We start from the raw sequence: 25,249 nt of genomic DNA, 5'->3' as shown, positions 1-25,249 counted from the left end.
TGAAAAACATAGGTATATGGTTAACAATAGGCATCACATAGAATTCCTAATCAATGTTCCCTAAATCCCTATGTCCCTATGTGTTTCAAAAAAATATGAATTGAAAACATATAGCATCAACGAACACAAATTGCAATAAATCTCCTTTATAAATTTAGGTTGTCGCTGTCAGCAACAATTCCAGATTGGTGTATTTAATTCCAAAACGCTGACTTAAATACTCATTAGTCAGACAGCCTTTATAGGTATAGATTCCATTTCGCAGACCTTTGTGGGAATAAATTACATGATCGATTCCGCCGGCATCTCCTGCTTGTTGTAAGATCGTTGTAATGATGTTGCTGATTCCTATAGAAGCAGTTCGTGCAACTTTAGATGCGATATTAGGAACTCCATAATGAATTACACCATGTACTATCCGAATGGGTTGATCGTGTGTAGTCAACTGACTGGTTTCAAAGCAACCACCCTGGTCTATACTTACATCAATAATTACAGAGCCGGGTTTCATTTGAAGAATCATTTCTTCAGAAACCAACAGCGGCGTACGACCCGTTTTACTGTGAATGGCACCAATGGCCACATCAGCAGTCATTAATTGTTGAGTCAGCGTTATGGGATTTAATGACGAGGTATACAATTGACGTCCCATCCGGTTTTGAATCCGGATTAACTTATGAATGTTGTCATCAAAAATGCGCACAGAAGCCCCTAAAGCCAAAGCTGCCCGTGTTGCATATTCTGCAACAACACCCGCACCTAATATAATCACTTTTGCGGGGGGCACACCCGATATACCCCCTAATAGCAATCCCTTTCCTTGTTTCGGATGACTTAATAATTCGGCAGCTGTTTGCACAACGGAGATTCCTGCGATTTCTGACATAATCCGGACTAAGGGAAAGGTACCATCATCTGCTTGGAGGTACTCCATTGCAATAGCTGTAACTCTTTTTTGACGGAGTGCCTGGATGTATTCGCTGTCAATAATTGGAAAATTAAGTGGCGAAACCAATACTTGATTGGGATGAAACCATTGCAATTCTTCTAAAGTAGGAGGAGCCACTTTTAAAATAATATCACATTCAAATACCGTTTTCCGGTCATGTGTGATGATGGCACCTGCTTCTGAATAGTCAATGTCTGAATAATGCGCCTTGACCCCTGATTGGGATTCAACATAAACCAAATGGCCACGTGCTACAAGATTGCTTACAGAAACCGGCACTAATGCCACCCGGTTTTCCTGCATTCCAGATTCCAGAGGAATCCCTATTTTGATTGAAGACTTTGCCCGGTAGAGCTCCAGCATTTCCGGCTGGGTTAAAAACTCTCGCTGTGTGCTGGTGGCATAGGATGAATCCATAATTGTATCTTGCTAAAAATCAACGGATGATGCTACAAAGTTACTATAATCTTCCTTTGTTGATTTTCCAATCGTTCAATTTGGACCTGCAAGTAATTTTCGGAAGCTAAAAGAGGTTCAATTAATTCCGGCCATTCAATAATACAGTGGATCCCACTGTCGAAATAATCGTGGATCCCTAAATTTAATGCTTCTTCCAGATTCTTTAATCGGTACAAATCCATATGGTACAGCTTTTGGATTGCCCATGGATTTGGCTTACAATGATATTCGTTGATAATAGAAAAGGTTGGGCTACCTGCTTCAGATTCAAATCCCAGGTTTTTGCCAATAGAACGCACCAGTGTAGTCTTTCCGACTCCCATTTCTGCCTGAAGTCCGATAATCTGATAAGGCAGTATTTGATCTAATAGCTTTTTAGAAATTTCATCCAATTGATCAAGCCCAAAGATGTACTCTTGTTCTTTCACCAGAAAAAAAATAAGGGTTTATTAAATCAACGCAAATTTCATTTAATAAACCCTCCTAAATTAAGGTTTAAACAGGCTCTCCTGAATGTCAGAATTGATGGTGATTTTAGTCATATCCACCGGGCCGTTCATAGATTCTACGGTATATGGAAATATCAATCCACCTTCGACTTCTTTGTAATTACTGAATTTGGTTTCTGCATCAAATTCTTTACCGCCATATTTCTGTTTTGAAACTGTTTTTACGATATAGTATGATGTAGGATCGATTAGGTAGTAGGTTAATTTTCCACTCTTTGAAGTAACTTTCAATTTATGGCATTCCGTTCCTTCCACATCGTCCAGACCTAAATACTCAACGGTATGTCCTTTAGATTTATAATCTAATAAATGACCAGACAGATCTAATTGGTCAATGCTTTCATTAATTTGATCCATTGGCATGGGCTCTGGTTTTGTTTGACCCTGAAATGGCATAAACGACCATCCGGAATCCGGTCTCATAATAATCCAGGCATTCATACCCATCACAGCAAAATCCAGACGAAAACCTTTGTGATTTAAGATGGTAGTTGTCATTGGAAATTCCATTCCTTGTGAACTCACTTTGCCTTCCATCACAACGGATTTGATGCTGGTCAATTTGTCCTTTCCACCCAAAGCGGCGATGTGTTTGTCAATAATTTCATCAACAGTTTGAGCAGAAACAAAAGCGTTTCCAAGAAAGAAAAAACAGATAAAAGCAAGAAATTTATTCATTTTTAATTTGAGTTTAAAACCAGGCAAATTACCCGGTTAATTCAGCTATCAAAGATAGGTCAAAGACCATTTTTTGGAGCAGAATTTCGGGTAAACTGCCTGAAATTAACGATTATTTTAGTTTTGCATCCGATGAATGCTAGGAGTGCTTTTCCCTGCAAACTGAATTTAACAAAACCGAAGCTGTTTTACCAGCGATTTCTGTCATGTTTTTCACGCCAAATGCTTCTGTCGTGTCTATGGTGCATCCGGTGAAGCTGGCGTCTTTCCTTATGATCCAGGCGACCATCCCGAAGCATGTATCGTTTTGTTTTATGGATGTTCCGCCCTTCTGCACGGAGCTTATGGCATTCTCTTGGACTTAATTTTCCAGTATGGCGGCCATGTTCGATGCGTTCCCGTTTATTCCAATGTTTGTGATGACCTTCCCGGTATGCAGTTTGTGCATTTCCAAGGGTAACTCCCCACACCAAGAGGGAAGTCAAAATTAAAATGTGTGTTTTCATGATTTAGAATTTAAATAAATAATTATGTAGGTTTGACTATCTACCCAATCAAGCGATTAATCTCTTTTCGTTTTTAACCAAACTTTAAAGGATGGATAAACCCCTAATTTTATATATAATAAATATTTAATATGATTTCCAAGGGTTTATCTTTGCAATTCAATACAATGTATGAAAACCCAGAACCCCGATAATTCTTCAGACCACATCATTACCCTGGATGGCATGTACCAGAATTATTTTCTGGACTATGCGTCTTACGTCATCCTGGAACGAGCGGTCCCGGCTATTGAAGACGGATTAAAACCAGTACAACGCCGCATCCTTCACAGCATGGATGAGAAAGAAGACGGTCGTTTTCACAAAGTGGCCAACCTGATTGGTCATACGATGCAATATCATCCACATGGAGATGCTGCGATCGGGGAAGCCTTGGTAAACCTCGGGCAAAAAGATTTATTGATTGAAACTCAGGGAAACTGGGGAGATTTTAGAACCGGCGATTCAGCTGCTGCACCGCGGTACATCGAAGCGCGGCTTACCAAATTTGCAAAGGAAGTTGCATTCAATCCTGACACCACCAAATGGCAATTGTCCTATGACGGACGAAACCGAGAACCGGAAACCCTGCCAATGAAATTTCCCTTGTTGCTGGCGCAGGGGGTTGAAGGAATCGCTGTTGGACTTGCAACTAAAATATTGCCTCATAATTTTATTGAATTGATAAAGGCTTCCATTCAGGTACTGAAAGGAAAGAAAATAGACCTGTATCCGGATTTTGAAACCGGAGGTTCTATCAATGTGGCAGAATATAATGAAGGCTTACGCGGTGGTAAAGTAAAAGTTCGCGCCAAGATTGAAATCGAAGACAAAAAAATGTTGGTCATTCGTGAAATACCCTATGGCATAACAACCGGCTCTTTGATTGAAAGCATTGTTAAAGCATCAGAGAAAGGAAAAATTAAAATCAAACAAATCTCCGACAACACTGCAAAAGATGTTGAAATACGCATTGAATTGCAAGCAGGTGTTTCTCCTGAAGTAAGTCTGGATGCATTGTATGCTTTTACAAATTGTGAAGTCAGCATCTCTCCGAATTGTTGTGTAATTGTTGATAACAAACCGTTGTTTTTATCGGTCAATGAAATTCTTAAAATTTCAACTTTTCATACCAAAGATCTATTACAAAAAGAACTAGAAATCAAGCGCAGTGAGCTACAGGAAAAATGGCAGTTGACTTCTCTTGAAAAAATCTTTATTGAAAACAGAATCTATCGGGATATTGAAGAATGTACGAGTTTCGAACAGGTATTACAGGTTATCGAAGCTGGATTGCGAAACTATGTAATTACTCCTTCTTCTAAAGTAAAAGCTACTGCCGGAAAAGTTAAATTGATCCGGGAAATTACAAAAGAAGATCTGCTGCACTTGACTGAAATTCGCATCAAACGAATTTCCAAATACAATAAGTTTCAAACGGACGAACAACTCAAATCTTTAAATGCAGAAATTGCTCAGGTTGCACATGATTTAGAACATCTTACCGAATATGCCATTGCATATTTTGAAAATATTTTAAGCAAGTATGGGAAAGGTAAAGAGCGCAAAACGCGCATTCTTGAATTTGAATCCATTCAGGCGGTTCAGGTCGTAGCGAACAACAGCAAACTCTATGTCAACCGGGAAGATGGTTTTATCGGTTATGGATTAAAGAAAGATGAATTTGTAAAAGAATGCAGTGATATCGATGATATCATTGTATTTCGGGCAGATGGTAAAATGATCGTCAGCAGAATATCAGAAAAGACCTTTGTCGGAAAGGATATCATCTACGTAGATGTTTGGAAAAAAGGCGATGAGCGCACTACCTACAACATCATTTATTTAGATGGCGAAACTGGTCGTTCCATGGCGAAACGATTTAATGTAACCGGTATAACCCGTGATAAAGAATATGATTTAACCAAAGGGCATCCCAAATCTAAAACACTCTATTTTAGCGGAAATCCGGAAGGTGAAGCGGAACTCGTGACCGTCTTTTTAACTCCCGGTTGCAAAGCAAAAATTAAAAGCTTTGATTTTGACTTTAGCGAATTGGAAATCAAAGGACGCAGTAGTCAGGGAAATATCGTCACAAAATATCCGGTTCGAAAAATTACACTCAAAGAGAAAGGCAAGAGTACTTTAGGTGCGCAAAAAATTTGGTATGATATCAATACCGGAAGATTAATAACTGAGGAGCGTGGTTTATATTTAGGTGGACTCAATCGGGGCGATAAAATTCTGACCATTTACAAAAATGGTACTTATGAATTAACGGAGTATGATTTAAACAATCGGTATTCTTACCAGGATTTAATTTATATTATAAAATACAATCCGGCTCAAATTATTACTGCCATTTATTTTGAAGGTGAAAAAGGATGGTCTATGGCCAAACGTTTTCAAATTGAAACCACGACGCTCAATACTAAATTTAGTTTCATCACGGACCATAAAGATTCAAAACTTTATTATGTCACCACACATCCTGAACCTGAAGTTTTATTCTCATACAAACAGCGCAAAGAACGTATGGATGAAATATTAACGGTTCATCAGTTTGTCGATGTAAAAGGCTGGAAAGCCATTGGAAATAAAATTGAAGACGTGCCGTTAATCAGTGTAGTCGATCAAAGCAAGGAACCATCTAAAAAAGCATTAAAATCTGGTGGCTATAAAGCCGGGGATACGATTGAGTTTGATGTTTGAAAAGGTGATAGGTGATAGGTGGTAGGTGGTAGGTGATAGGTGATAGTTGATAGGTGATAGTTGATAGGTGATAGTTGATAGGTGATAGTTGATAGGTGATAGGTGATAGGTGATAGTTGGTAGTTGGTAGGTGATAGTTGGTAGGTGATAGGTGGTAGGTGATAGGTGATAGTTGGTAGGTGGTCTGTGCCTGAAATAGGTTGACCAAAATCTTGTCAAAAAGTCAAGCAAATGGAAGTCAAACATTTTCTTGAGTCTTTATTATGAAATTTTAAAATACTATAAAATCATATCCATGAAATATTGTCTTACCTGTAATTTATTTATATTCTCGTTTATATTTATTGCTTGTTCGCAAGTGGCTCCGGATCAACGAGCGATTCTGTTGCAGACCAAAGGGCTTACTTGTGATGCAGTGCTGACCAATGCAGGTGAACTTTTAATTTGTGGTGAGACTGCATCGTATGCAAGACCCGATTCAAAAGCCAGCGGATTAAAAGATGCCTATCTATTTCAAACAAGCACAACCGGAAAAAACACTGCACTAACCACTTATGCAATAGACGGAAAATCGGTTCGATTTGAACAAATTTGTCCGAATGGTGGGGATCGTTTTATTTCAGGAAATTATGGCGAAGACAAGAATAAGATTATTTGCAAATTAGGAAGTAAGAATGAATTGGTGTGGGCCTTGGGATCCACTATTTATAAAACGATAGACAAAGGAGATCTGGCTGTGGACCTGGCTGGAAATTGCTTGATCCCTACAAAGGATCCCTCTTCAGATGCCTATGAAGCGTGTTTACATTTAGTTGATGCGAGCGGTGTATGTAAGTGGTCCCGAAAATTAAAAGCCATTGAAGTATGGCAAGATGTAATTGTATTGAATAATCAAAAATTTATGATTAGCTATAAGCAGAAAGGTGCCTATATCAATGGAGAATTGCGCAAGAAATATTGGATCAATACGTTTCAGATTGTAGATCCAATTGGAGAATTAGTACAATATCGCAATTTTCATTTTGAATATGATTTAATTACAGATTGGCATTTCAATAAATTGCTACAGGATAAAAAAGGAAATTTATACTTCATCGGAAAAATTGAATATCGAAACAGCAACAGGCAGGAAGCATTTATTATAAAAACGGCAATCGATGGCCAAATCATTTGGAGTCATACCTATGCAGCAAATAACGGCAATGAATATGCTTTCAAAAATGCCTGCCTCACATCATCCGGTAATTTAATTGTTTTAGGAGATGGCTATTCCAAAAAAGGTGGCATCGTTTTTTTGGAAATGAATCCTGAAGGAAACATTAACTGGGCAAAATTAAAATCTGCCGCATATTTTGATCAGGCAATGACCATAATTTCTAAAGGAAAAAACTACGAAATCATTTGGGATAAACTTTTAAATCTTTCTGCATTTTCCTGCAATGAAAAAGGACAAACCTGCACCGACGATGTCCAGGAAATTCAATTCGCACAAAAGAATTTTCCGGTATTGCTCAATGAGAATAAAGGTGCCTGGGAAAATATACCCGGCGATTGGACAACAATCACACTGAAATCAGAAAATCATACACAGCTTTCAGTTGAGGAAGTGTGTAAGTGATTTTGGGGCTGGAGGACTGTTAGACTGTTAGACTGTTAGGCTGTTGGACTGTTGGGATTGTTGGGCTGGAGGACAAAGTACAACTACTGACCCCTGAATACTGACCACTGACAACTGATTTTGGGCTGGAGGGCTGAAGGGCTGGAGGACAAAGTACAACTACTGACCCCTGAATACTGACCACTGACCACTGATTTTGGGGCTGGAGGGCTGAAGGGCTGAAGGGCTGTTAGACTGTTAGACTGTTAGACTGTTAGACTGTTAGACTGTTAGGCTGTTGGGATTGTTGGGCTGGAGAACAAAGTACAACTACTGACCCCTGAATACTGACCACTGACCACTGATTTTGGGGCTGGAGGACACTGACTGACCACTGACTACTAATTCCTGACTACTAATTCCTGACCACTAATTTCTGACTACTAAATTTGGCTGAATTTTGATTTTTAATCCAGGCGGATCATTCGGACCATTTCAATTTTGGTATCGCTGACCATTTCGAAAATAAATTTATAGCCATCAGATTCAATTTCTGAACCTTGAGTTGGAATGGAACCTGTAGTTGTTACAAGATAACCACTTAATGTGTGATACTCCCCTTCCGGTAATTTGATATCGAATTCATTTTCCAAATACTGTAATTCCAATCTACCGGAAAACAGGTATTCGCGTTCGCTAATTTGTTGCTCTATAAATTCTTCCTGATCGTGTTCGTCTTCAATCTCTCCGAATATTTCTTCCAGAATATCTTCCAGGGTAATAATTCCGGAAGTTCCCCCGAATTCATCTACAACACATGCTATTGATAACCGAAGTTTATTCATTCGCAACATCAAATCATAAACATTCTGGGTTTCTGGAACGAATGGCATATCCATTACAATGGAACGGATATCTGTTGGATTTTTAAAAAGCTGCTGATGGTGAATGTAACCCATCACATTATCAATATCTCCATCAACTACAATGATGCGGGATAAATTAGAATCTGTGAATGCTTTAACTAATTCTTCGAGTGGATCGTTGACATCTACATAAACCATTTCTGTTCGCGGCACCATGCATTCGATTACCCGAATCTGTCTTAGGTTGAGTGCATTTTTAAAAATATCGGTGTCGACATCATCTTCAGAAACTTTAATGGGTCCGTGCAAATAATTTTCTAAGTCGATTAAACTGAAGCGGGGCCTTGATTTTGAGTCTTCCTGCTTTAGAATTTTGCGTATTACAAATCCTGCAATTCCGGAAAGCAATTTAGCAGGGAGGTATAACAACCAATAAAAAAACAATAAAGGATACGCAGTGACCTGGAGGAACTGATTGGAGTATAATCTAAAAAATGCTTTTGGTATAAATTCTCCCAGTATTAATATAATTAACGTAACCAAAAAAGTATTTAAGAAAATCCTGATACCCGGACTTTCAGTAACTAATCCAATGGGAGCTGTCAAAAAATCAGTTATCAAATAACTTAGAACAACAATTGAAATATTTATTCCAACTAAAAGCGTTGCGATAAAATCATCCGGATGTTCAAAAAAACGAGCCAATATTGAACCGGAACCACTGCCTCTGCTTCTTCTGATTTCGACAGCTAGTTTGTTGGCAGTAATAAATGCAATTTCTGCACCTGCAAATAAAGCTGTGATTAATAAGAAGATAATGATTAAAATAAAAGTCATAGAATGGACAAAGGTAATCAGGGAAGCTCTTCTTTGTAGAGTTTATTGGCAGGAATTATTGCGTCAATGGCTTTGATTGTGCCTTTCCTGAAATGTTGATCTGTTTCAAAGCCATAGCCCTGAATCAATTCTTCTTTTCGGATGATCCGCACAAATTTATCCGTACTAATTTTACCTAATGATTCATTCCAAATCAGCTCAGAAGTTTTTAAAACTTCCTGATTCACACTCGAAAAAACAACGCTGTCCCGTAAATAAGTTTTTCCTTCACTGCGCACCCGAATGGCATATTTGGATGCCAGCGTATTTACCAATTGATTCTGATCATCGTAAATAAATGCTTGTAAACCTTTTGGGAATTCTTCCTTTTCCATTGAAGATTCTGTGTAGCGAATCATTTCAGGAGCAACAATCCGCAACTCGATTTTTGCAGAATCGCTATAGATAATGTGTACATCTTTTAAAAGTTCCCGATTGATTAATTTGGAAGCATCTGCATCAGAATAAATTTTCTGTTCTTCTGAACAAGAAATCAGCAAACAAAACAATAACAAACTAAATCCAACTGAATGATACATCAACGCAACAAGGTTAAATCACCACTGATGGATTCTACATAATCATCTAAAAACCGGGCCTTCACCACATACACGTACACACCCGGATTGCAGGCTTGTCCACCGGCTCTGCCATTCCAACCAACAGAAGGGTTATTTGGAATTAAATCTTTGCCTTCATAAATTAAATTTCCCCAACGGTCAAAAATCTGGAGTAAATCAATCTTGCTTAAAGATTTAGGCCCATTAATATAAAAGAGATCATTGATGTTATCCCCATTGGGTGAAAAGACATTTGGTGTAAAGACATCGTAATTTTTTATGACGTGTACAAAAATGGAATCCAAACCAAAACAGCCACGGTCATTGGTAGCCAGTACGGTATAATACCCATCTTTTGTAGGCAGTGCAGTGGTATTTTGACAAACGCTGCAATTGATATTTTGTCCACGCAACCAATTGTAGGTATATGCATCATTTGGAAATGCGGATCCATTGAGATCTATTATTTCACCTAAATTAATTTCAAGATCGGTACCTGCATTTGCAATTACTTCGGGAGGTTCCTGGATGGTGACTTCCAGTGTATCCAAACAACCTTTCCGATCCTGAACATAAATGGTATGTTTTCCAGCGGGTAAATTTGTAAATCTGTTTGTCGAAGTAAAATCTTGTCCATTCAGACTGTATTGATAATAATAGGTAATTACTCCGTTGAGATCTTCATCAAAGGGTGTTCCTTGCAATCCATGTACCGCGATCATTCCATCATTGGATTTAAAGCAAGTCAAATCTCTGGTGCTGTCGATCACCAATTGGAGTGTTGGTAAATCTTCGCAACATGGTTCGACATACAGTCTGCGAATTTCAGTGACTTTGCAACCGATATCTGTTTCAATCGTTAAGGTTACAAATTTTTCACCAAAGGAATTGTATCGGATTGGCGGAGGAAACTGACCCACATAGGTTTGAGGAATTCCATCCTTGCCAAAATTCCAGGTCCACCGGATGATGCTTCCTGTTGCAAATTGTGAAGAATCGATTACTTGAAAATCGGTTTCACATTTTAAACCACTGGGAGGATAAATTCCAAAATTAGATTCCGGACCGGCAAATTCCCCGGTACCGCCCCACTCCACCCCAAAACCTACTCCGGTATTTGTAAAATTATTGACAACAAGGGCATAAAATTTTCCTTGCACCATATCAATGTATTTGCAAAAACCATTTTCCCCTGCATTGCAATTCAGATTTTCTGTAATGTCGGGATCTGTTAAATTCAAACCCGTTGGTCCGGCACAAGGAGGTGCTGTGGCATTGCAACGCAAGACTACTTTATCATCACAGACATGAATGCCCGAAGGCAATTCATAGACTGCAAAATCTATATCATCAGAAGGATTCAAAGGTTTTAAAATAAAAGTCAGGGTTCCGCTTGTTGCTGCTTTCCAGGTAAACCATACTGAAGAAGATTCTGAATTGGTGCCTGAATTATCACCCAAACAAGAATTGAACGCTTCATCCGGGTCTATGCCTCCACCACTCACTTTTTGAACTACAAAAGGCGATTTATCGCATAAGACGCCGGCTGTTCTACAATCCTGGCCAGGCAAAGCAGGAGGATTAAAATTATTGATGCACAATTGAAATGTACCGGTCGAACTGTTGACTCCATCCACCCGGATGTAATAATCCAAGCCCACGATCAAACCCCCTTGATAAATACTCAGTACGCCATTTCCACTCAAATCTGCACCGCATTCTAATTCGGAAATGGTGCCCCCACAAATACCCCGGTAAAGTGCCACCATCGGGCGTGCCATGGTACCACCGGGCGTGCCGCCACCCCGGGCATTGGTGCCGATAATGGTAATGTTTACATCGGTAAAGAAGGCACGAAACCGAAACCAGACATCGGTATTGGTTGCACTCCAACACGTGGCTGAACCATAGCCTGATGGCGTTGCCATAATATTGGTGTATTCGGCAACTTTGCTGCAATAGTTTGTTACATCGTTTATTACAACTGGGTTATTGCAATTGTCATAAGACGGCTGGCCGAAACTGGTACTTATCGTTAAACCGATTACTAAACTAAGCAGGTACGATCTGATCATTCAAATGGATTATTCTTTATAACGCATATTTGCGGTAATTAGACATTAAAAACAAGATAAAATAATGAAAAATGCCTAATAAAGCTCAAATTTAAATAAAACCAGCCTTATCCTGTAGTTCTGTTTCAATGGGCCTTGTCCAGTTTTAAATAGGACTCAATTCTCATTAAGTTTCTTGTGAGGCAGCTTGTCTTTTTTGATATTTTGAGTTTCAAACGAATTCAATTAAAATCTGGTCTAAATTTGCAGTTTCAAAACGCATGTTTACAATACCCAATCTAATCACCAGTTTAAACCTCTTTTTTGGATGTTGTGCCCTGGTAAGTCTTCAACAAGCCAATTACCCATGGGCTTTATGCTGGATTTTATTGGCTGTATTGGCAGATTTTGCAGATGGCTTTGTAGCCAGGGCTTTAAAACAAACCAGTGCATTCGGACTGCAATTGGACTCTTTGTCTGATGTCGTATCATTTGGAGTCGTTCCAGGATTTATAGCGTTTCATTTTTTGGAAGTCAATTATCCAGAATATCCCTATGTGCCGTATGTAAGTTTTTTAATCGCCTTGATGGCCGCTTTTCGTTTAGCACGATACAATCTAACCGGAAAAGGAGAAGCATACTTTTTTGAGGGATTGCCCGTGCCGGCAAACGCTTTATTTTTTACAGGTTTGTTAGGACTTGAAATCCAGGGAAGGTATTTGGGAATCAACGAGGTTTCAGGCATTGCAATCCTTTTATTTATTGGTTTCTTTTCCTATTTGATGATCAGTCCGTTTCGCATATTAAAAATTCATGTTGAAAAAAACTGGTTAAGCCGTTATTACAGTCTGTTGATCTTATTAGGTGCAGCCATGCTCAGTTGGATCTGGATCGGACCTATTGCATTAAGTTTAGCGGTCACCCTGCATATTGTTTACAGTATTACAATCCAATTAACTCAATCCAAATAATTATTTATTGATGAAAGTATATAAAGCAAAAATTGATATCATGCCTCACAAGGAGCTGTTGGATCCACAAGGCAAAACAGTTACAAAAAATATTCACCATCTGGATATTCATGGGATACAGGATGTTCGAATTGGCAAGCATATTGAAATCGTACTTGAAGCAGCAGATGAGACTGCTGCACATGCAGTTGTTGATGAAAGCTGCAGAAAATTATTGACGAATTTAATTACAGAAACCTATGCTTTTAGTATTGCTGAGCAGCAATAGCAGTCTCATTACGGAATGTCTCCTGTAAAAAACGAAATCAAAGCCTGTTTGTATCTGGTACCAACCCCAATTGGTAATTTATCAGACATGACTCCACGGGCTTTGGGTGTGTTATCCGCAGTTGATTTAATTTTATCAGAAGATACGCGGGTCAGCAATAAATTGTTGATGCATTTTAATATTGAAAAAAGCCTTCGAAGTTTTCACAGCCAGAATGAACACAAAGCACTGCAATCCATTGTAGATAAATTAAAAGAAGGTGCTTCAATTGCTTTGGTAACGGATGCCGGTACTCCCGGAATTTCAGATCCAGCTTATTTGTTGGTGCGAGCTTGTCGCAAAGAAAATATTCCTGTGATTGCATTGCCAGGTGCTACTGCTTTTGTACCAGCCATCGTAGCTTCCGGCCTTCCCTGCGATCGTTTTTTCTTCAATGGTTTTCTTCCACAAAAAAAAGGAAGAAGTACTCAATTAAAATGGTTGGCCGCACTGGAATGTACCATTGTGTTGTATGAGTCTCCTCATAGATTGTTGAAATGCACAGACGAACTGATCGAACATTTTGGAGAAAACCGACAAGCCTGTTTTGCAAAAGAAATTTCAAAATTGTTTGAAAAATATATCACTGGTAGCTTGCAAGAAATAAAGGAACAACTTGCCTCAGAAAAAATTGTTGGGGAATGGGTGATAGTGATTGGAGGAAATTGATTCTGAAGTATATTTTCAAATTTCAAACTAAAAATTTATCTTCATAACGTTTGAGTAAATTATACTAAAGTCCGGCAATTTTTCTGTTTAAGACAAAGCAATTGCATCCAATGAAATTCGCAGAATTTCTTTTTAATCAATTTTCGAATTTAAATCTTGAATCAAACTGAAAGTGCAACAGTTTGGAATTAAATTTAGTATGAAACTAAATTTATCAAAAAAAAAAAAAAAAAAAAAAAAAAAAAAGACTTAGGCAGTTACACTCGGTTTCCGATTAGGAAATTTTCTCCATTTGTTAGGTCTGGAATTTGAATGAGCTGGTGCTTTAGCAAGTGGGGCTGAAACTTTAGCTCCCGGATAAAAAGCTTTCAATGGAAACGGATGCCCTTCGATTACTGGGATTTTCTTTGCAATCAATTTTTCGATATCCATGATAAACTCAATTTCATGTTCATCGCAAAATGAAATGGCGGTTCCTTTAGCACCTGCACGACCTGTTCTTCCAATGCGGTGAACATAAGTTTCAGAAATATTTGGAATTTCATAATTGATCACAAATTCCAGATCATCCACATCAATGCCGCGGGCTGCAATGTCGGTTGCTACTAAAACCCGGGTGGTTTGTGCTTTAAAATTAGTCAGCGCTTGCTGACGGGCTTTTTGTGTTTTATTGCCATGGATGGCTTCTGCTTTGATTCCATTGGCACGCAACATGCGAACGACTTTGTCTGCTCCATGTTTCGTACGGGTAAAAACAAGGCTTGTTTTAATGTCCCTGTTTTTCAGCAGCTCGAGTAGTAAAGAATTCTTATTGATTTTATCTACAAAGTACAATTCCTGTTTGATGATATCAACGGTTGATGAAACCGGAGTAACAGAAACTTTAGCCGGATTATATAAAAAAGAATTTGCCAACTTGGTAATTTCCGGTGGCATGGTAGCAGAAAAGAATAAGGATTGTTTTTTCTTTGGAAGGATGGCCAATAATTTTTTAATATCATTGACAAATCCCATATCGAGCATTCGATCTGCTTCATCCAACACAAATATTTTAACATCTGCTAATTGGATAAATTTTTGATTGATCAAATCCAACAATCGGCCTGGAGTTGCAATCAGAATATCCACACCGGCTTGTAAAGCTGCAGTTTGAGGATTTTGATTGACTCCACCAAAAACGACACAATGTTTTAATCCACAATGTCTGCCATATGCTGCAAAGCTCTCAGCAATTTGTATGGCTAATTCACGGGTAGGCGTAATAATTAAACTTCTTATTTTTCGTTTAGGTCCACTTGGAGATTCTTCAAACAATGCCTGTATGATTGGTATAGCAAATGCAGCCGTTTTTCCGGTGCCGGTTTGCGCACAACCCAATACATCCTGCCCTTTTAATATAAGCGGAATGGCTTCTTTTTGAATTTGTGTTGGAATGGTATAGCCTTCTTCTGAAACGGCTTTTAATATGGGCTCAATAATTTTTAATGACTTGAATGGCATAGATTAATAGAAAGGAGATGTTGTTGTAAAAATAGGCGGGGCTCTCAAAGCTGCTGCAAGATATGCATTTATTCCTAAAGTAGGCTGTTTTGGCGTTCTATTGTGCCATTATTGTGAGGCCATCAACAATTTATTTGGCCAATTTCTCTATTTTTGCCAAATTCATTATGGTTTTTTCCAGTATTGTTTTCTTATTATACTTTCTTCCGCTGTTTCTGGCATGCTACTACCTTGTAGGTAAAGCTTATAAAAATCTGGTCATACTCGCTTTTAGTATTTTCTTTTACAGCTGGGGGGCCCCAAAATTTATTTTCGTAATCCTGGGAACTACCTTGCTGGATTTTCATCTTGTAAAATGGATGGATGAAAGTAAAACATCCTGGCGACGTAACGTATTTTTAATCTTATCCCTTTCTATTAATCTTGGATTGCTTTTATATTTTAAATATTCCAATTTCTTTATTGAAAACCTGAATGGATTGCTTCAATTAGTTGGAACAGAATCCATTCATTGGACCAAGTTGTTATTACCGATTGGAATTTCATTTTATACATTTGAAACCATCACCTATGTAGTAGATGTATATCGTCGCGTTCATAAACCACTGGATCATTTTTGGGATTATCAAACGTACATCATTTTATTTCCCAAATTAATAGCAGGTCCAATTATCCGATATCATGAATTGGCTGATCAAATTAAAGACCGAAGTGCAAATGATTCATACGAAACCCGACTCAGCGGTTTTTACCGGTTTGTAATTGGCTTATCCAAAAAAGTTTTACTTGCCAATCCCTTAGGTGCAATTGCAGACCCAATTTTTCAGGGAGATTTCAATGTATTATCCAGTCCAATAGCCTGGTTGGGAATATTGTGTTATACATTCCAAATCTATTTTGATTTTAGTGGGTATTCCGATATGGCCATAGGAATTGGTAAAATGATTGGATTTCGATTTCCTGAAAATTTTGACAACCCCTATACTTCTCAAAGCATTACAGAATTTTGGCGTCGCTGGCACATTAGCTTAGGAAATTGGATGCGCAATTATTTATACATTCCATTGGGAGGAAATCAGGTATCGTCTCAATCCAGATTGTATTTTAATTTATGGCTTGTTTTCCTTGCATCCGGACTCTGGCATGGAGCTTCCTGGAGTTTTATTTTGTGGGGTGCTTACCATGGACTTTTTTTAATTCTGGAGCGCTCGTTTTTAAATAAATTTTATTCAATTATTGGAAAATGGCCTTCTGTAATTTGCTGTTTCTTCATCGTATTAATTGGCTGGGTCTTCTTTAGAATTGAACATATTTCTGATGCATTTTTATTCTTATCCAAACTAGTTGCATTTGATTCATTCAAAAACATTGATTTTCAATTTAGCTATCTCTTTTATTTGGCATTGGCATTTATATTTTCGTGGTTCACATTAACCAAGCGGGGAAACCAAATCCAACAAAAGATTTATTTTCACAGCTTTTCAAACCGCATGCATGTTGCCATGTTGGGTGCCATGCTGTTTTTGTTTGCAGTTTGTGTTGCAATGATTTCATCCTCAGGTTTTAATCCATTCATTTACTTTAGATTTTAAGCGATGCGAATGGAGGTAGATTTAAAAAAATATTTATTCAGACTGCTTTTGATAGTGCTCTTTTTGCCCTGGCTTCAAGGTACATTCAAACTTATTAAAGTTAAAGAACTTAAAGGAGCTGTTGAAAAATCTTACAATCCGATTCTTAATGACAGGAATTGGTTTGAGGGCCGTTATCAAGATTTAAAAGAACAGTACTTAAATAATGAATTTGGTTTTCGCCCATCCTTTGTACGTCTGCATAATCAAATCGACTTTTGGTTGTTTGATAAATTGCATGCACAATCCGTGATTCGCGGAAAAGAAAACTACCTGTACGAATACAACTACATTAAAACATATTATGGCCTGGATTATATCGGAGCTGATAGCATCCGAAATCGAATGCATCAAATAAAAATTATTCAGGATTCACTGCAAGCACGCAACAAACTTTTTTTGTTGGTTTTTGCTGCAAGCAAAGGACAATTTTACCCGGAATATTTTCCGGACAGTTCGATCCGCGATAAGAAAACTACCAACTTTGAAATGCACATTAAATATGCAATAGAAGCAGGCGTTAATTTCATTGATTTTAATACCTGGATCCTGAGCATGAAAAATAAATCACCGTATCCATTGTATACAAAATACGGAATCCATTGGTCGTATTATTCTGCATGCCTGGTTGCTGATTCCCTGTTGCATTACATCGAACAAAAAACCAATCGCGATCTTCCCGAATTGGAATGGAAAGAAACTGAAATGGCGGCGGCCCGATTTGATGACAATGATATAGAAAAAGGACTTAACTTACTTGTTCCCTTAAGCGGTCCAAAACTTGCCTATCCTAAAATTTATTTGGATGATAAAGGCACGCATTCAAAACCAAAAGTGACCGTAGTATCCGATAGTTATTATTGGTCTTTGTTTAATATGGGAATTGGAAATGCATTTGCATCCAATGCCTTTTGGTATTATAATTTTATTATTTATCATACCGGCGGACTTCCAGAACAGATTCCAAATGAACGGATTCTTAAAAAAACTTTGCGGGACGAAGATGTAATTATTGTACTGGCTACGGATGCCAATTTATACAATTTAGGATGGGGATTTCTTGAGAATACATCCAAATTGATAGACCAAAATGCTTACCTTAAAATGGATTTTGAAGAACGGTTGGATGACTTAAAAAAATACATCCCAACAGATTCTGTCTGGATTCGGGACATCCGAAGGAAAGCCACTGAAAAAGGGATTTCTGTTGATAGCATGGTAACATTGGATGCTATCTGGTTGATTGAGCATGAGAAAAAATAATACGGACCTTAGAAATAAGCCATAATTTAATACTTTGTTAAATTTCATTTTCCCAGATTCCTCATTAGAAGGAGAATCCATGATTAAATCAAATTTAATGAAAATCAGAAACTAAATTCAATCACTTTTCGTTAAACAGCAAACACGAACTATGAAACTAAATATTTTAATATTAATGAGTTTATTAACAACCATGACAGAAGCACAACAAGTGGTCTCCTCAGAAATCAAAGAGGTGACTGTATTTTTACAAGGCGCCCAGGTCAGCCGGCAAGTCGAACTGAAATTAAATGCAGGTTCTCAAGATATCAATCTAAGCGGCTTGGCAGCTTATCTGGATCCAAACAGCGTTCGGGTTTTTAGCTCCGGTGATTGTGTAATACAGGCTGTAAGACATGAATTGGACTACATTCAAAGTGCTGAAGCAAAATCTGCTGAATTGAAGAAAAAAAAGGAAGCACTTCTAGACGATGCCGCAAAGATTAATCAGCAAATTGCTATTTTAAAATTTGAAAAGACCAGTCTGGAAAAAAATCAGGTTCAGATTATAGGTGTTCCAAATTCAAATCTCAAACTAGAAGATTTTAAAATACTGGTGGCTTATCAAAAATTGCGTTTGGAAGATTTACTTCCAAAAATCTATGAGTTGGATAAAAAAAATCAACTGATTCAAATTGAAATTGAAAAAATAAATCAACAAATCCAAGAAGTAGATCAAAACCGCACCCTTCCTAGCAGTCAACTGGTACTTAGCATACTTGCAAAAACTGCTGGTACACAAAAATTCATGGTACAATACTATGTCCCAAATGCCAATTGGAACATGCATTATGATATGTTGGTTAAAGACATCAGCAGTCCATTGGAATTGGTTTACAAAGCTACCGTAGTTCAAAACACCGGGGAAGATTGGAAAAAAGTAAAAGTAAATCTTTCAAGTTCAAATCCTTTTGAATCGACCATGCGTCCGGAATTAAACACCTGGTATTTGCGCAATCAACCACCAATCGTTTACCGAGATGCAGTCAGAGCTGGAAATGCCAAAGCGCAAATGATGGAATCTGCTGCACCGGCCCCTGGAGTTCAGGATTTTGTGCAGGAAGCTGAACAAATTACCAGTCGATTGTACAGCATTGACCTTCCTTATACGATCTTATCCAACAGCAAACCTTTTGTAATTGAAATTAAAAGACAAGCGGTACCAGCGAAGTATATCTATTTTGCAATTCCCAAGTTGGATCACGATGCTTTCCTGACAGCTGAAATTGACAATTGGGAAGATTTGAATTTGATGGATGGTGAAGCCAATTTGTTTTTTGAAGGTAATTTTCAAGGTAAGTCTTTTATCAACACGAAATCAATTCAGGATTTCTTGAGATTGTCTTTGGGTAGAGATAAAAATATTGTAATTGAACGCAATAAAATAAAAGATCTTTCTAAAAATAAATTCTTTTCCGATAACAAAGAATATGCAAAAGCCTGGGAGCTGGTTGTAAAGAATAAGAAAAAAGTTGCTATTGATTTAATTTTAGAAGATCAAATTCCGGTCACCACGCAAAAAGAAATTGTTGTTGAACGGGAAGAACTGTCCGGAGCAAGTATTGAAGAGGAAACCGGTAAACTCCGTTGGGTTTTAAAATTAGCACCCGATGAGCAAAAGAAAATTAAAATGCGTTATACCGTAACTTGTCCTAAAGACTATGTTTTGAATTTAGATTAATGTAAATATTTTTTTGAAAAAAAAAAAGCGCGGATTCTCATCTGCGCTTTTTTTTATATTCTTATCAAGGTTTTAAAACCATCAATGGAATTGTTTTTTGAGCAGGACCTTGCTGGATGCGAACATAATAATTGCCGCTTGGGTATTGTTCGTTTTCCAGATCAAAGGAATGACTTCCTGCATTCAGTTTTCCTTTATGGATGGTTTTTACAACCACGCCCATTGGGCTGATCAATTGAATGATTGCATAGCCATCAATCACTTTCGTTTGAATTGTAACCCGGTCAACCAATGGATTGGGATAGATCTGAATGTCGATGGTATCGTTTAGCGCGTTTAAATCCGTTGTATCGGTTATACAATTTGATTTTTTTACAATTGGAAGGTCCTGATATTTTTTTATTAATATTTCAGTTAATGCAGGATCCTTTACACAAAACCAATTTTGAAGTACTGAATTATAAACCGATCTAAAGTCATATTGCATAGGAATGTTATCGTACTCATTTACAACGGAAGGAATTATTGGATTGGCACCAATGATCCCCGGTTGAACATTTTTACCAAACAAAAACACTGGAGCTGCTGCACCGTGGTCAGTACCACCGGCTCCATTCGCACCACTTACATTATCTTTAATCCGACGGCCAAACTCAGAAAAAGTCATTCCCAAAACCCGATCATCTAATCGAAGTCCTTCCAAATCTCTTTGGAATGCCAATACTGCATCAGATAAAGATTGCAATAGGTTTGCATGTACGCCAGTTGTTTTATTTCCAACCATGACTTGATCAGAATGCGTATCAAAACCATACAAACTCACTAAATACAAGCGGGTTTTTAAACCCCCATTAATAATGCGAGCAATCGCTTTTAAAATATCTGCCAGATAATTACCCGCCGGATAATTCGCAACATTGACTCCCTTGATATAAGAATTTAGCAATGCATCGGCATAGCTTTTAGATTGTCTTCCAATGGTGCGGATAAAATCCAATTCTTTACCATAATTATCATTTGATGCAGGATCGTCAATGCCATTGGGCCAGGCTCCAAAAATATCCGGATTGGAAACATTCATAGACATCTGTGCATTGGGACCCTGAAATAACAAAGGCAAATTAGCACCAACCTGAACCGCCAAAGGATCCGGATCTTTTGCATTCGGATAATTTAATGGGAATCCCGGATACTCTGTATTTAAATAGCGCCCTAACCATCCGGTACTCAGCACCTGATTTGAATCCGCACCGCTGGTCCAAATATCAGTTGAACGAAAATGCGAATAATCCGGATTTGGATATCCAACAGATTGAACAATGTTTAATTTATTTTCATTGTAGAGTGTTTGAAATCCTTTCATGGCAGGATGCAAGGCCACTTTACTCTGACCGTTTAAAGGCAATAGTGAATTGCTGTTTAAATAAATATTAGGTCTTGCTGCTACATAATTTGCATATTGATCCAGCGGTATTAAGGTATTTAAACCATCATTCCCACCACCGAGATAAATTAATACCAATACATGATCGGTATCCACACCCGGAGCAAATAAATTTTGCAACAAAGATGGGTTGCTGTATGCCTGCACAGATAAGCCATTAATCAAGCTTGGAACTACTACACCGGCTGCTGTATTTTGTATGAATTTTCTTCTTTTCATTGTTTTAATTTTAGAAAGCACAAAGGCCCTTAGGACAAATGATATTCTGCCTGACTTAAAATTTCTTTATACAAAGCACTCAATCGCGTGCTGACTGCATTTTTTAAAACCGGATCTGTCGGATTGCCTGCATATTGCTCCCAGGCTAAGGTCCAATAACTATCGTTTGGATACCCTGTAATTAAAAAGCTTTTAAAGTAATTGTATGATTTGTCTGATAAATCATGATTGTACAAATAGCTGACAGAATCCTTTACCAAATCAAAAGCGGAACGTGGATTCGGCATTTGAGAAGCAAATTCTATTGGATCAATTTTTAATGTGACAGTTAAAATAGGAACTCCATTTGGACTGTTGATATTTTCTGCTACCCTATTTCTATTTGCAAGAGAATCGGCGTTAATCCAGATTTCATGATACTGCGGTTGTTGATACCAGGCTTGCCAACCGGCAACAACAGGTGGTTCTCCAATATTTAATCCCTGGTAGGCAGCCAGTGAAGCTATCCCTCCCCAGGCAAGGTATTGATTGATCAGGGTCACATCATTTACAGGTTGCGGAAAAGCAATATTGAATTCACGACACATTCCAACAGCATAATCCAATGGACTTTTAATAACACAACCAATGGATGCATTGTCGTAAAAGTGTTGCGAACTGAATAGTAGATTTAATGTTTTGAGGATATCAAACTTTTGCTGTACCATGTAATCTGCCAATGGTCTTATGATTTGGTTTTCGATCTGATCATCGATTTCATAGTACACAAAGAAGCGGTATATTTTACGACAGATGTGGCGTGCTGTTTCGATGTTGTCAAACAACATGGAAATTAATTCATCGAGTTCCATTTCGCCCAGAATTGAAACCCTTCCATAAATTATCTTATTGTTATAAAACGCAGAAAATTTTTTGTCTTTATCATCGTGTTGTGTAAAATCAAAATAATAAGTCAGCGGCATGACCAGCGGATTAATCCGAAAACCGGTAAGAATTCTGGCTGCTGCTTTTACATCGTCTTCTGTAAATTTCGAATCAGGTCCTTTCCCAACTGTAAATAATTCTTGTAACTCACGGGCATAATTTTCATCCGGAGCTGCCTTGCTGTTTAAATATCCGTTCAAATAACGCAGCATGGCCGGATTAATACTAACCAGTTTGGCTAAGGTTTTAAAATTGCCAAGACAATTATCACGCAACAATTTATAATATTGATGCATAGCTTGGGCAATTTGAATTGTGTCAGCTTCGACTGCAAAATGGTTATGCCAAAACAGGGTCATTTTTTCAGTAATATTTGCTTTCTGATTGAGCATATTGCCAACCCACCAGGCTTTGAACACATCGGTACGGGCCTGGTAATACTCCGGAGGGAGAGCTGCATTAATTGGAGCATTGACAAAGGTTTGACCAAAAGCAATATCAGGATCTGGAACCTGAGCCGTGCTATAAACATTTAAGGGCGGAGCAGGTATCGGATCTACCGTTAGCAAATCTTTGAGTGCATTGGTCATCCCCTGGCTTAAAACCTTGTCTACGTCCACCTTTTTAACCCCAAACAAAAGCCTTCTCAACAAATGGACAGCCTGTTTTTGCGTCCAAGGTCCATTGTAAGGATCAAGGCCTGCCAGTGGCGAAGGGCGGTTTTCCAGCCGATTTTGCTTCCAAATTGATAAAAAATCTTTACGATCCATATTTAATATCTTACATGTGGATCAAATTTAGGATTTCATAACTAATTCCGGGATTATAATTTTGTTAAATTGAAAACTTCTAACAAGCTGACATAGAGCAAAATTTAATTTTACCGTTAGCTCTTATTTGCATACTAATTTAAAATTTCAAACAATTAACTGACTGATTCTTAGATGAATTTTCAATTTCATATCTTTGTAAAAATTTGGAACTTAAATGAAAAAGAGTTTGTTATTAGCTTGTCTATGCATTTTAATTGCATGTAAAGAAAATAAAAAAGAAAAAGATAATATGGTAGGAACTTATTCAGTCCATCTTGAATTAGATAGTAAATCATTTGACAAACAATCTGTAAAAGACAGTGTTACTCAAGCTCTTAACAAAGCTAAGGAAGAAATCTCCAAAGCACAGTCTGAGTTTGCTCAACAAATGGATACCAGTAAAATTGATACAAGTACAGCAGAAGGTAAAATGGAATTTATTGCCAAGTCATTTGCTAAATCTTTATCCAGCTTTGGAAAAGATCTCGGTGAATTGGGTATTATGGTAGGCGAAGCAGCCGGTGACATTGCAGTCAATGCCATGGATATGACCGAAGAATTAATTCAAAAAATAAAAATGGATGTTGAATTGCGTGCAGATGGCAAAATGGTTAGCAGTTCTACCTTTGCAAAAAACATTCAATTTATGGGATCTAACTGGGAAGTGAAAGAAGATCAATTTATATTTAAAAATTCAGAAAATCAACAATTGCATCAATACAAGATCACTGAATTAACTGACAAGGGTTTTGTTTTAGTGCAAGACAAATACCGTTTGATCTTTAATAAGAAAATTCCTAACTAATTTTATAAACGCTGGCTTCTGGTTTTATTTGCCAATCGGTTCCATTGTGTTCAACATCCTGGATCCAGTTGATGCCTGGCTTTTTACCTGCATCTAAACTTCCTGCCCAATCAGAAATATTTAATGCCAGTGCTCCATGATAAGTAGCCCAACGCAATACTTCGTCAAGTGACAAATAAGATTGATATTTGAGGATGGTTTTGATTTCAGACAAAATAGAAAGTTGCCAGTTTGAACTCAGACTATCTGTACCAATGCATACGATTGCATTTTTAAATTGCGTATAATCAGGCAGCTGATTTTCAATAAATAAATTAGCATTAGGACAAGTTATAAAATAGGTAGCAGGATTCCAATGTTGAATCGTTTGAATTTGATGCAGTCTGGTTTGTGTATTGTGTATAAATAACACCGGATGGGAGGGATCCAAATGATTGATCGTATAAGATACTGAATCTTTTCCAATAGGCTCAAAATCCTGCATTGAAAATCCAAAAGATTCCCAAAATTCAACAAAACCTCCGGTTTTATTTAGAAATAAAAGGTCCTCATCGATGCATTCCTGATTGTGTATGCTGTTAATATTTGAAAATCCAGCGTTTAAGTCATTGATCTTTGAAAATAAGGATTTGGATACACTGTAGGGCGCATGCGGTACCATCGTTTTGGGAAGATTACCAAATGCATCGTAAACGGATTTATAGCTTTCAAAAAAACTGCTTGCCAAGGACTCTTGTAAAAAATCAAATGCTTCAACAAAGGTATGGTAGTAAATTGAACTAGCTTCTTTACATGCTTTCGTATCCACTTTATTTGAAATGTCTCCAACTGCTACAATTCCTTCTTTCCACATTTCTTCATCGCCTTCTTTGATTTTTTGCAACACAAAATCAGGATCTACTTCTCTATTTTGAACAACTGATTTAAGAAATGGTAAAAGCTGGGTTCCTGTTTGAAATTTTCCACGCAAATGAGACAATTCCAAATGACAATGTGCATTGATAAAACCAGGTAACAGCATGCCTGGAAAATATTCGTATTCGTTGGGTTGAAATTCTGATCGATCTCTTAACGAAAGGATTTGACCTGTGTGATCTACCAAGATCACTGTATCCTTTAACCAGCCCCGGTTTCCGGAATAGATAATATCAGCGGTTAATTTTCTCAAGTACCTATTGA

At 37.7% G+C, this 25,249-nt stretch carries 20 protein-coding genes; 9 read left to right on the top strand and 11 right to left on the bottom strand.

The genetic code is table 11. From position 1 onward, the window contains the following. Positions 1-154 precede the first annotated feature (154 nt). The 4 genes from IPJ80_08615 to IPJ80_08600 form a co-directional block, all read right to left on the bottom strand. Positions 155-1,312, bottom strand: coding sequence for an alanine dehydrogenase (locus tag IPJ80_08615; GenBank protein MBK7913550.1), 1,158 nt, complete (start codon positions 1,310-1,312; stop codon positions 155-157). Positions 1,313-1,398: 86 nt separating this feature from the next. Further along, positions 1,399-1,836 (bottom strand): tRNA (adenosine(37)-N6)-threonylcarbamoyltransferase complex ATPase subunit type 1 TsaE, encoded by a 438-nt coding sequence (tsaE, locus tag IPJ80_08610; GenBank protein MBK7913549.1) that lies wholly within the window; start codon positions 1,834-1,836, stop codon positions 1,399-1,401. A gap of 60 nt (positions 1,837-1,896) precedes the next feature. Next, entirely contained in the window at positions 1,897-2,595 is a 699-nt protein-coding gene (locus IPJ80_08605; GenBank protein ID MBK7913548.1) for a hypothetical protein, read from the bottom strand. A gap of 188 nt (positions 2,596-2,783) precedes the next feature. Continuing rightward, entirely contained in the window at positions 2,784-3,101 is a 318-nt protein-coding gene (locus tag IPJ80_08600) for a hypothetical protein (protein ID MBK7913547.1), read from the bottom strand. A 171-nt stretch (positions 3,102-3,272) separates the two neighbouring features. On the opposite strand from IPJ80_08600, the gene IPJ80_08595 reads away from it, so the two are divergent. Both IPJ80_08595 and IPJ80_08590 read left to right on the top strand, forming a co-directional pair. Continuing rightward, positions 3,273-5,852, top strand: coding sequence for a DNA gyrase/topoisomerase IV subunit A (locus IPJ80_08595; protein MBK7913546.1), 2,580 nt, complete (start codon positions 3,273-3,275; stop codon positions 5,850-5,852). A gap of 295 nt (positions 5,853-6,147) precedes the next feature. Next, positions 6,148-7,470, top strand: a complete 1,323-nt coding sequence (locus IPJ80_08590; GenBank protein ID MBK7913545.1) for a hypothetical protein — start codon at positions 6,148-6,150, stop codon at positions 7,468-7,470. Between the two features lie 446 nt (positions 7,471-7,916). Here the strand turns inward: IPJ80_08590 and IPJ80_08585 are convergent, their stop codons facing one another. The 3 genes from IPJ80_08585 to IPJ80_08575 are packed head-to-tail and all read right to left on the bottom strand — an operon-like array spanning position 7,917 to position 11,826. Beyond that, positions 7,917-9,152, bottom strand: coding sequence for an HlyC/CorC family transporter (locus IPJ80_08585; GenBank protein ID MBK7913544.1), 1,236 nt, complete (start codon positions 9,150-9,152; stop codon positions 7,917-7,919). Between the two features lie 17 nt (positions 9,153-9,169). Beyond that, positions 9,170-9,730, bottom strand: coding sequence for an LPS export ABC transporter periplasmic protein LptC (gene lptC / locus IPJ80_08580; GenBank protein ID MBK7913543.1), 561 nt, complete (start codon positions 9,728-9,730; stop codon positions 9,170-9,172). Next, a complete protein-coding gene (locus IPJ80_08575) occupies positions 9,730-11,826 on the bottom strand; it encodes a gliding motility-associated C-terminal domain-containing protein (protein ID MBK7913542.1) in 2,097 nt (698 codons plus the stop codon). Before IPJ80_08575 ends, lptC begins: the two co-directional genes overlap by 1 nt. A 260-nt stretch (positions 11,827-12,086) precedes the next feature. On the opposite strand from IPJ80_08575, the gene IPJ80_08570 reads away from it, so the two are divergent. Genes IPJ80_08570 through rsmI form a run of 3 tightly spaced genes read left to right on the top strand, consistent with a single transcriptional unit; the run spans position 12,087 to position 13,752 of the window. Continuing rightward, positions 12,087-12,776, top strand: a complete 690-nt coding sequence (locus tag IPJ80_08570; GenBank protein ID MBK7913541.1) for a CDP-alcohol phosphatidyltransferase family protein — start codon at positions 12,087-12,089, stop codon at positions 12,774-12,776. Positions 12,777-12,786: 10 nt separating this feature from the next. After that, positions 12,787-13,044 carry a phosphoribosylformylglycinamidine synthase subunit PurS gene (gene purS / locus IPJ80_08565; GenBank protein ID MBK7913540.1) on the top strand — a complete coding sequence of 86 codons (258 nt, stop codon included), beginning with the start codon at positions 12,787-12,789 and terminating at the stop codon, positions 13,042-13,044. Between the two features lie 15 nt (positions 13,045-13,059). Beyond that, positions 13,060-13,752, top strand: coding sequence for a 16S rRNA (cytidine(1402)-2'-O)-methyltransferase (rsmI, locus tag IPJ80_08560; GenBank protein ID MBK7913539.1), 693 nt, complete (start codon positions 13,060-13,062; stop codon positions 13,750-13,752). 249 nt (positions 13,753-14,001) lie between these two features. Here the strand turns inward: rsmI and IPJ80_08555 are convergent, their stop codons facing one another. Then, positions 14,002-15,252 (bottom strand): DEAD/DEAH box helicase, encoded by a 1,251-nt coding sequence (locus tag IPJ80_08555; GenBank protein MBK7913538.1) that lies wholly within the window; start codon positions 15,250-15,252, stop codon positions 14,002-14,004. Positions 15,253-15,419: 167 nt separating this feature from the next. Here IPJ80_08555 and IPJ80_08550 point away from each other — a divergent pair, with 167 nt between their 5' ends. The 3 genes from IPJ80_08550 to IPJ80_08540 all read left to right on the top strand — a co-directional run bounded on the left by IPJ80_08550 (position 15,420) and on the right by IPJ80_08540 (position 19,866). Beyond that, the gene (locus IPJ80_08550) at positions 15,420-16,844 is read left to right on the top strand and encodes an MBOAT family protein (GenBank protein ID MBK7913537.1); all 1,425 of its coding nucleotides are present in this window, start codon (positions 15,420-15,422) and stop codon (positions 16,842-16,844) included. A 9-nt stretch (positions 16,845-16,853) separates the two neighbouring features. After that, the gene (locus IPJ80_08545; GenBank protein ID MBK7913536.1) at positions 16,854-18,146 is read left to right on the top strand and encodes a hypothetical protein; all 1,293 of its coding nucleotides are present in this window, start codon (positions 16,854-16,856) and stop codon (positions 18,144-18,146) included. A gap of 151 nt (positions 18,147-18,297) precedes the next feature. Then, positions 18,298-19,866, top strand: coding sequence for a DUF4139 domain-containing protein (locus IPJ80_08540; GenBank protein ID MBK7913535.1), 1,569 nt, complete (start codon positions 18,298-18,300; stop codon positions 19,864-19,866). Between the two features lie 64 nt (positions 19,867-19,930). On the opposite strand, the gene IPJ80_08535 is transcribed toward IPJ80_08540, so the two are convergent. Both IPJ80_08535 and IPJ80_08530 read right to left on the bottom strand, forming a co-directional pair. Then, complete coding sequence (locus tag IPJ80_08535) at positions 19,931-21,529, bottom strand: DUF1501 domain-containing protein (protein MBK7913534.1); 1,599 nt, start codon at positions 21,527-21,529, stop codon at positions 19,931-19,933. Positions 21,530-21,558: 29 nt separating this feature from the next. After that, positions 21,559-23,223 carry a DUF1800 domain-containing protein gene (locus IPJ80_08530; GenBank protein MBK7913533.1) on the bottom strand — a complete coding sequence of 555 codons (1,665 nt, stop codon included), beginning with the start codon at positions 23,221-23,223 and terminating at the stop codon, positions 21,559-21,561. A 217-nt stretch (positions 23,224-23,440) separates the two neighbouring features. On the opposite strand from IPJ80_08530, the gene IPJ80_08525 reads away from it, so the two are divergent. Then, positions 23,441-24,070, top strand: coding sequence for a hypothetical protein (locus tag IPJ80_08525; protein ID MBK7913532.1), 630 nt, complete (start codon positions 23,441-23,443; stop codon positions 24,068-24,070). Here the strand turns inward: IPJ80_08525 and IPJ80_08520 are convergent. Then, positions 24,063-25,238 (bottom strand): amidohydrolase family protein, encoded by a 1,176-nt coding sequence (locus IPJ80_08520; protein ID MBK7913531.1) that lies wholly within the window; start codon positions 25,236-25,238, stop codon positions 24,063-24,065. The genes IPJ80_08525 and IPJ80_08520 overlap by 8 nt on opposite strands. Between the last annotated feature and the right edge of the window lie 11 nt (positions 25,239-25,249).

The organism is Saprospiraceae bacterium (genome assembly GCA_016714025.1).
Lineage (GTDB): Bacteria > Bacteroidota > Bacteroidia > Chitinophagales > Saprospiraceae > Vicinibacter.
The sequence above is the reverse complement of the archived record's forward strand: the minus strand, read 5'-3'. Positions and strand labels throughout refer to the sequence as shown.

Coding starts and splice junctions, on each gene's coding strand:
- IPJ80_08595 (MBK7913546.1), top strand. CDS start 3,273: ATGAAAACCCAGAACCCCGATAATTCTTCAGACCACATCATTACCCTG.
- lptC (MBK7913543.1), bottom strand. CDS start 9,730: ATGTATCATTCAGTTGGATTTAGTTTGTTATTGTTTTGTTTGCTGATT.
- IPJ80_08530 (MBK7913533.1), bottom strand. CDS start 23,223: ATGGATCGTAAAGATTTTTTATCAATTTGGAAGCAAAATCGGCTGGAA.
- IPJ80_08615 (MBK7913550.1), bottom strand. CDS start 1,312: ATGCTGGAGCTCTACCGGGCAAAGTCTTCAATCAAAATAGGGATTCCT.
- IPJ80_08570 (MBK7913541.1), top strand. CDS start 12,087: ATGTTTACAATACCCAATCTAATCACCAGTTTAAACCTCTTTTTTGGA.
- IPJ80_08545 (MBK7913536.1), top strand. CDS start 16,854: ATGGAGGTAGATTTAAAAAAATATTTATTCAGACTGCTTTTGATAGTG.
- IPJ80_08525 (MBK7913532.1), top strand. CDS start 23,441: ATGAAAAAGAGTTTGTTATTAGCTTGTCTATGCATTTTAATTGCATGT.
- IPJ80_08535 (MBK7913534.1), bottom strand. CDS start 21,529: ATGAAAAGAAGAAAATTCATACAAAATACAGCAGCCGGTGTAGTAGTT.
- IPJ80_08605 (MBK7913548.1), bottom strand. CDS start 2,595: ATGAATAAATTTCTTGCTTTTATCTGTTTTTTCTTTCTTGGAAACGCT.
- IPJ80_08575 (MBK7913542.1), bottom strand. CDS start 11,826: ATGATCAGATCGTACCTGCTTAGTTTAGTAATCGGTTTAACGATAAGT.
- rsmI (MBK7913539.1), top strand. CDS start 13,060: ATGTCTCCTGTAAAAAACGAAATCAAAGCCTGTTTGTATCTGGTACCA.
- IPJ80_08590 (MBK7913545.1), top strand. CDS start 6,148: ATGAAATATTGTCTTACCTGTAATTTATTTATATTCTCGTTTATATTT.
- IPJ80_08585 (MBK7913544.1), bottom strand. CDS start 9,152: ATGACTTTTATTTTAATCATTATCTTCTTATTAATCACAGCTTTATTT.
- IPJ80_08550 (MBK7913537.1), top strand. CDS start 15,420: ATGGTTTTTTCCAGTATTGTTTTCTTATTATACTTTCTTCCGCTGTTT.
- IPJ80_08600 (MBK7913547.1), bottom strand. CDS start 3,101: ATGAAAACACACATTTTAATTTTGACTTCCCTCTTGGTGTGGGGAGTT.
- purS (MBK7913540.1), top strand. CDS start 12,787: ATGAAAGTATATAAAGCAAAAATTGATATCATGCCTCACAAGGAGCTG.
- IPJ80_08555 (MBK7913538.1), bottom strand. CDS start 15,252: ATGCCATTCAAGTCATTAAAAATTATTGAGCCCATATTAAAAGCCGTT.
- IPJ80_08540 (MBK7913535.1), top strand. CDS start 18,298: ATGAAACTAAATATTTTAATATTAATGAGTTTATTAACAACCATGACA.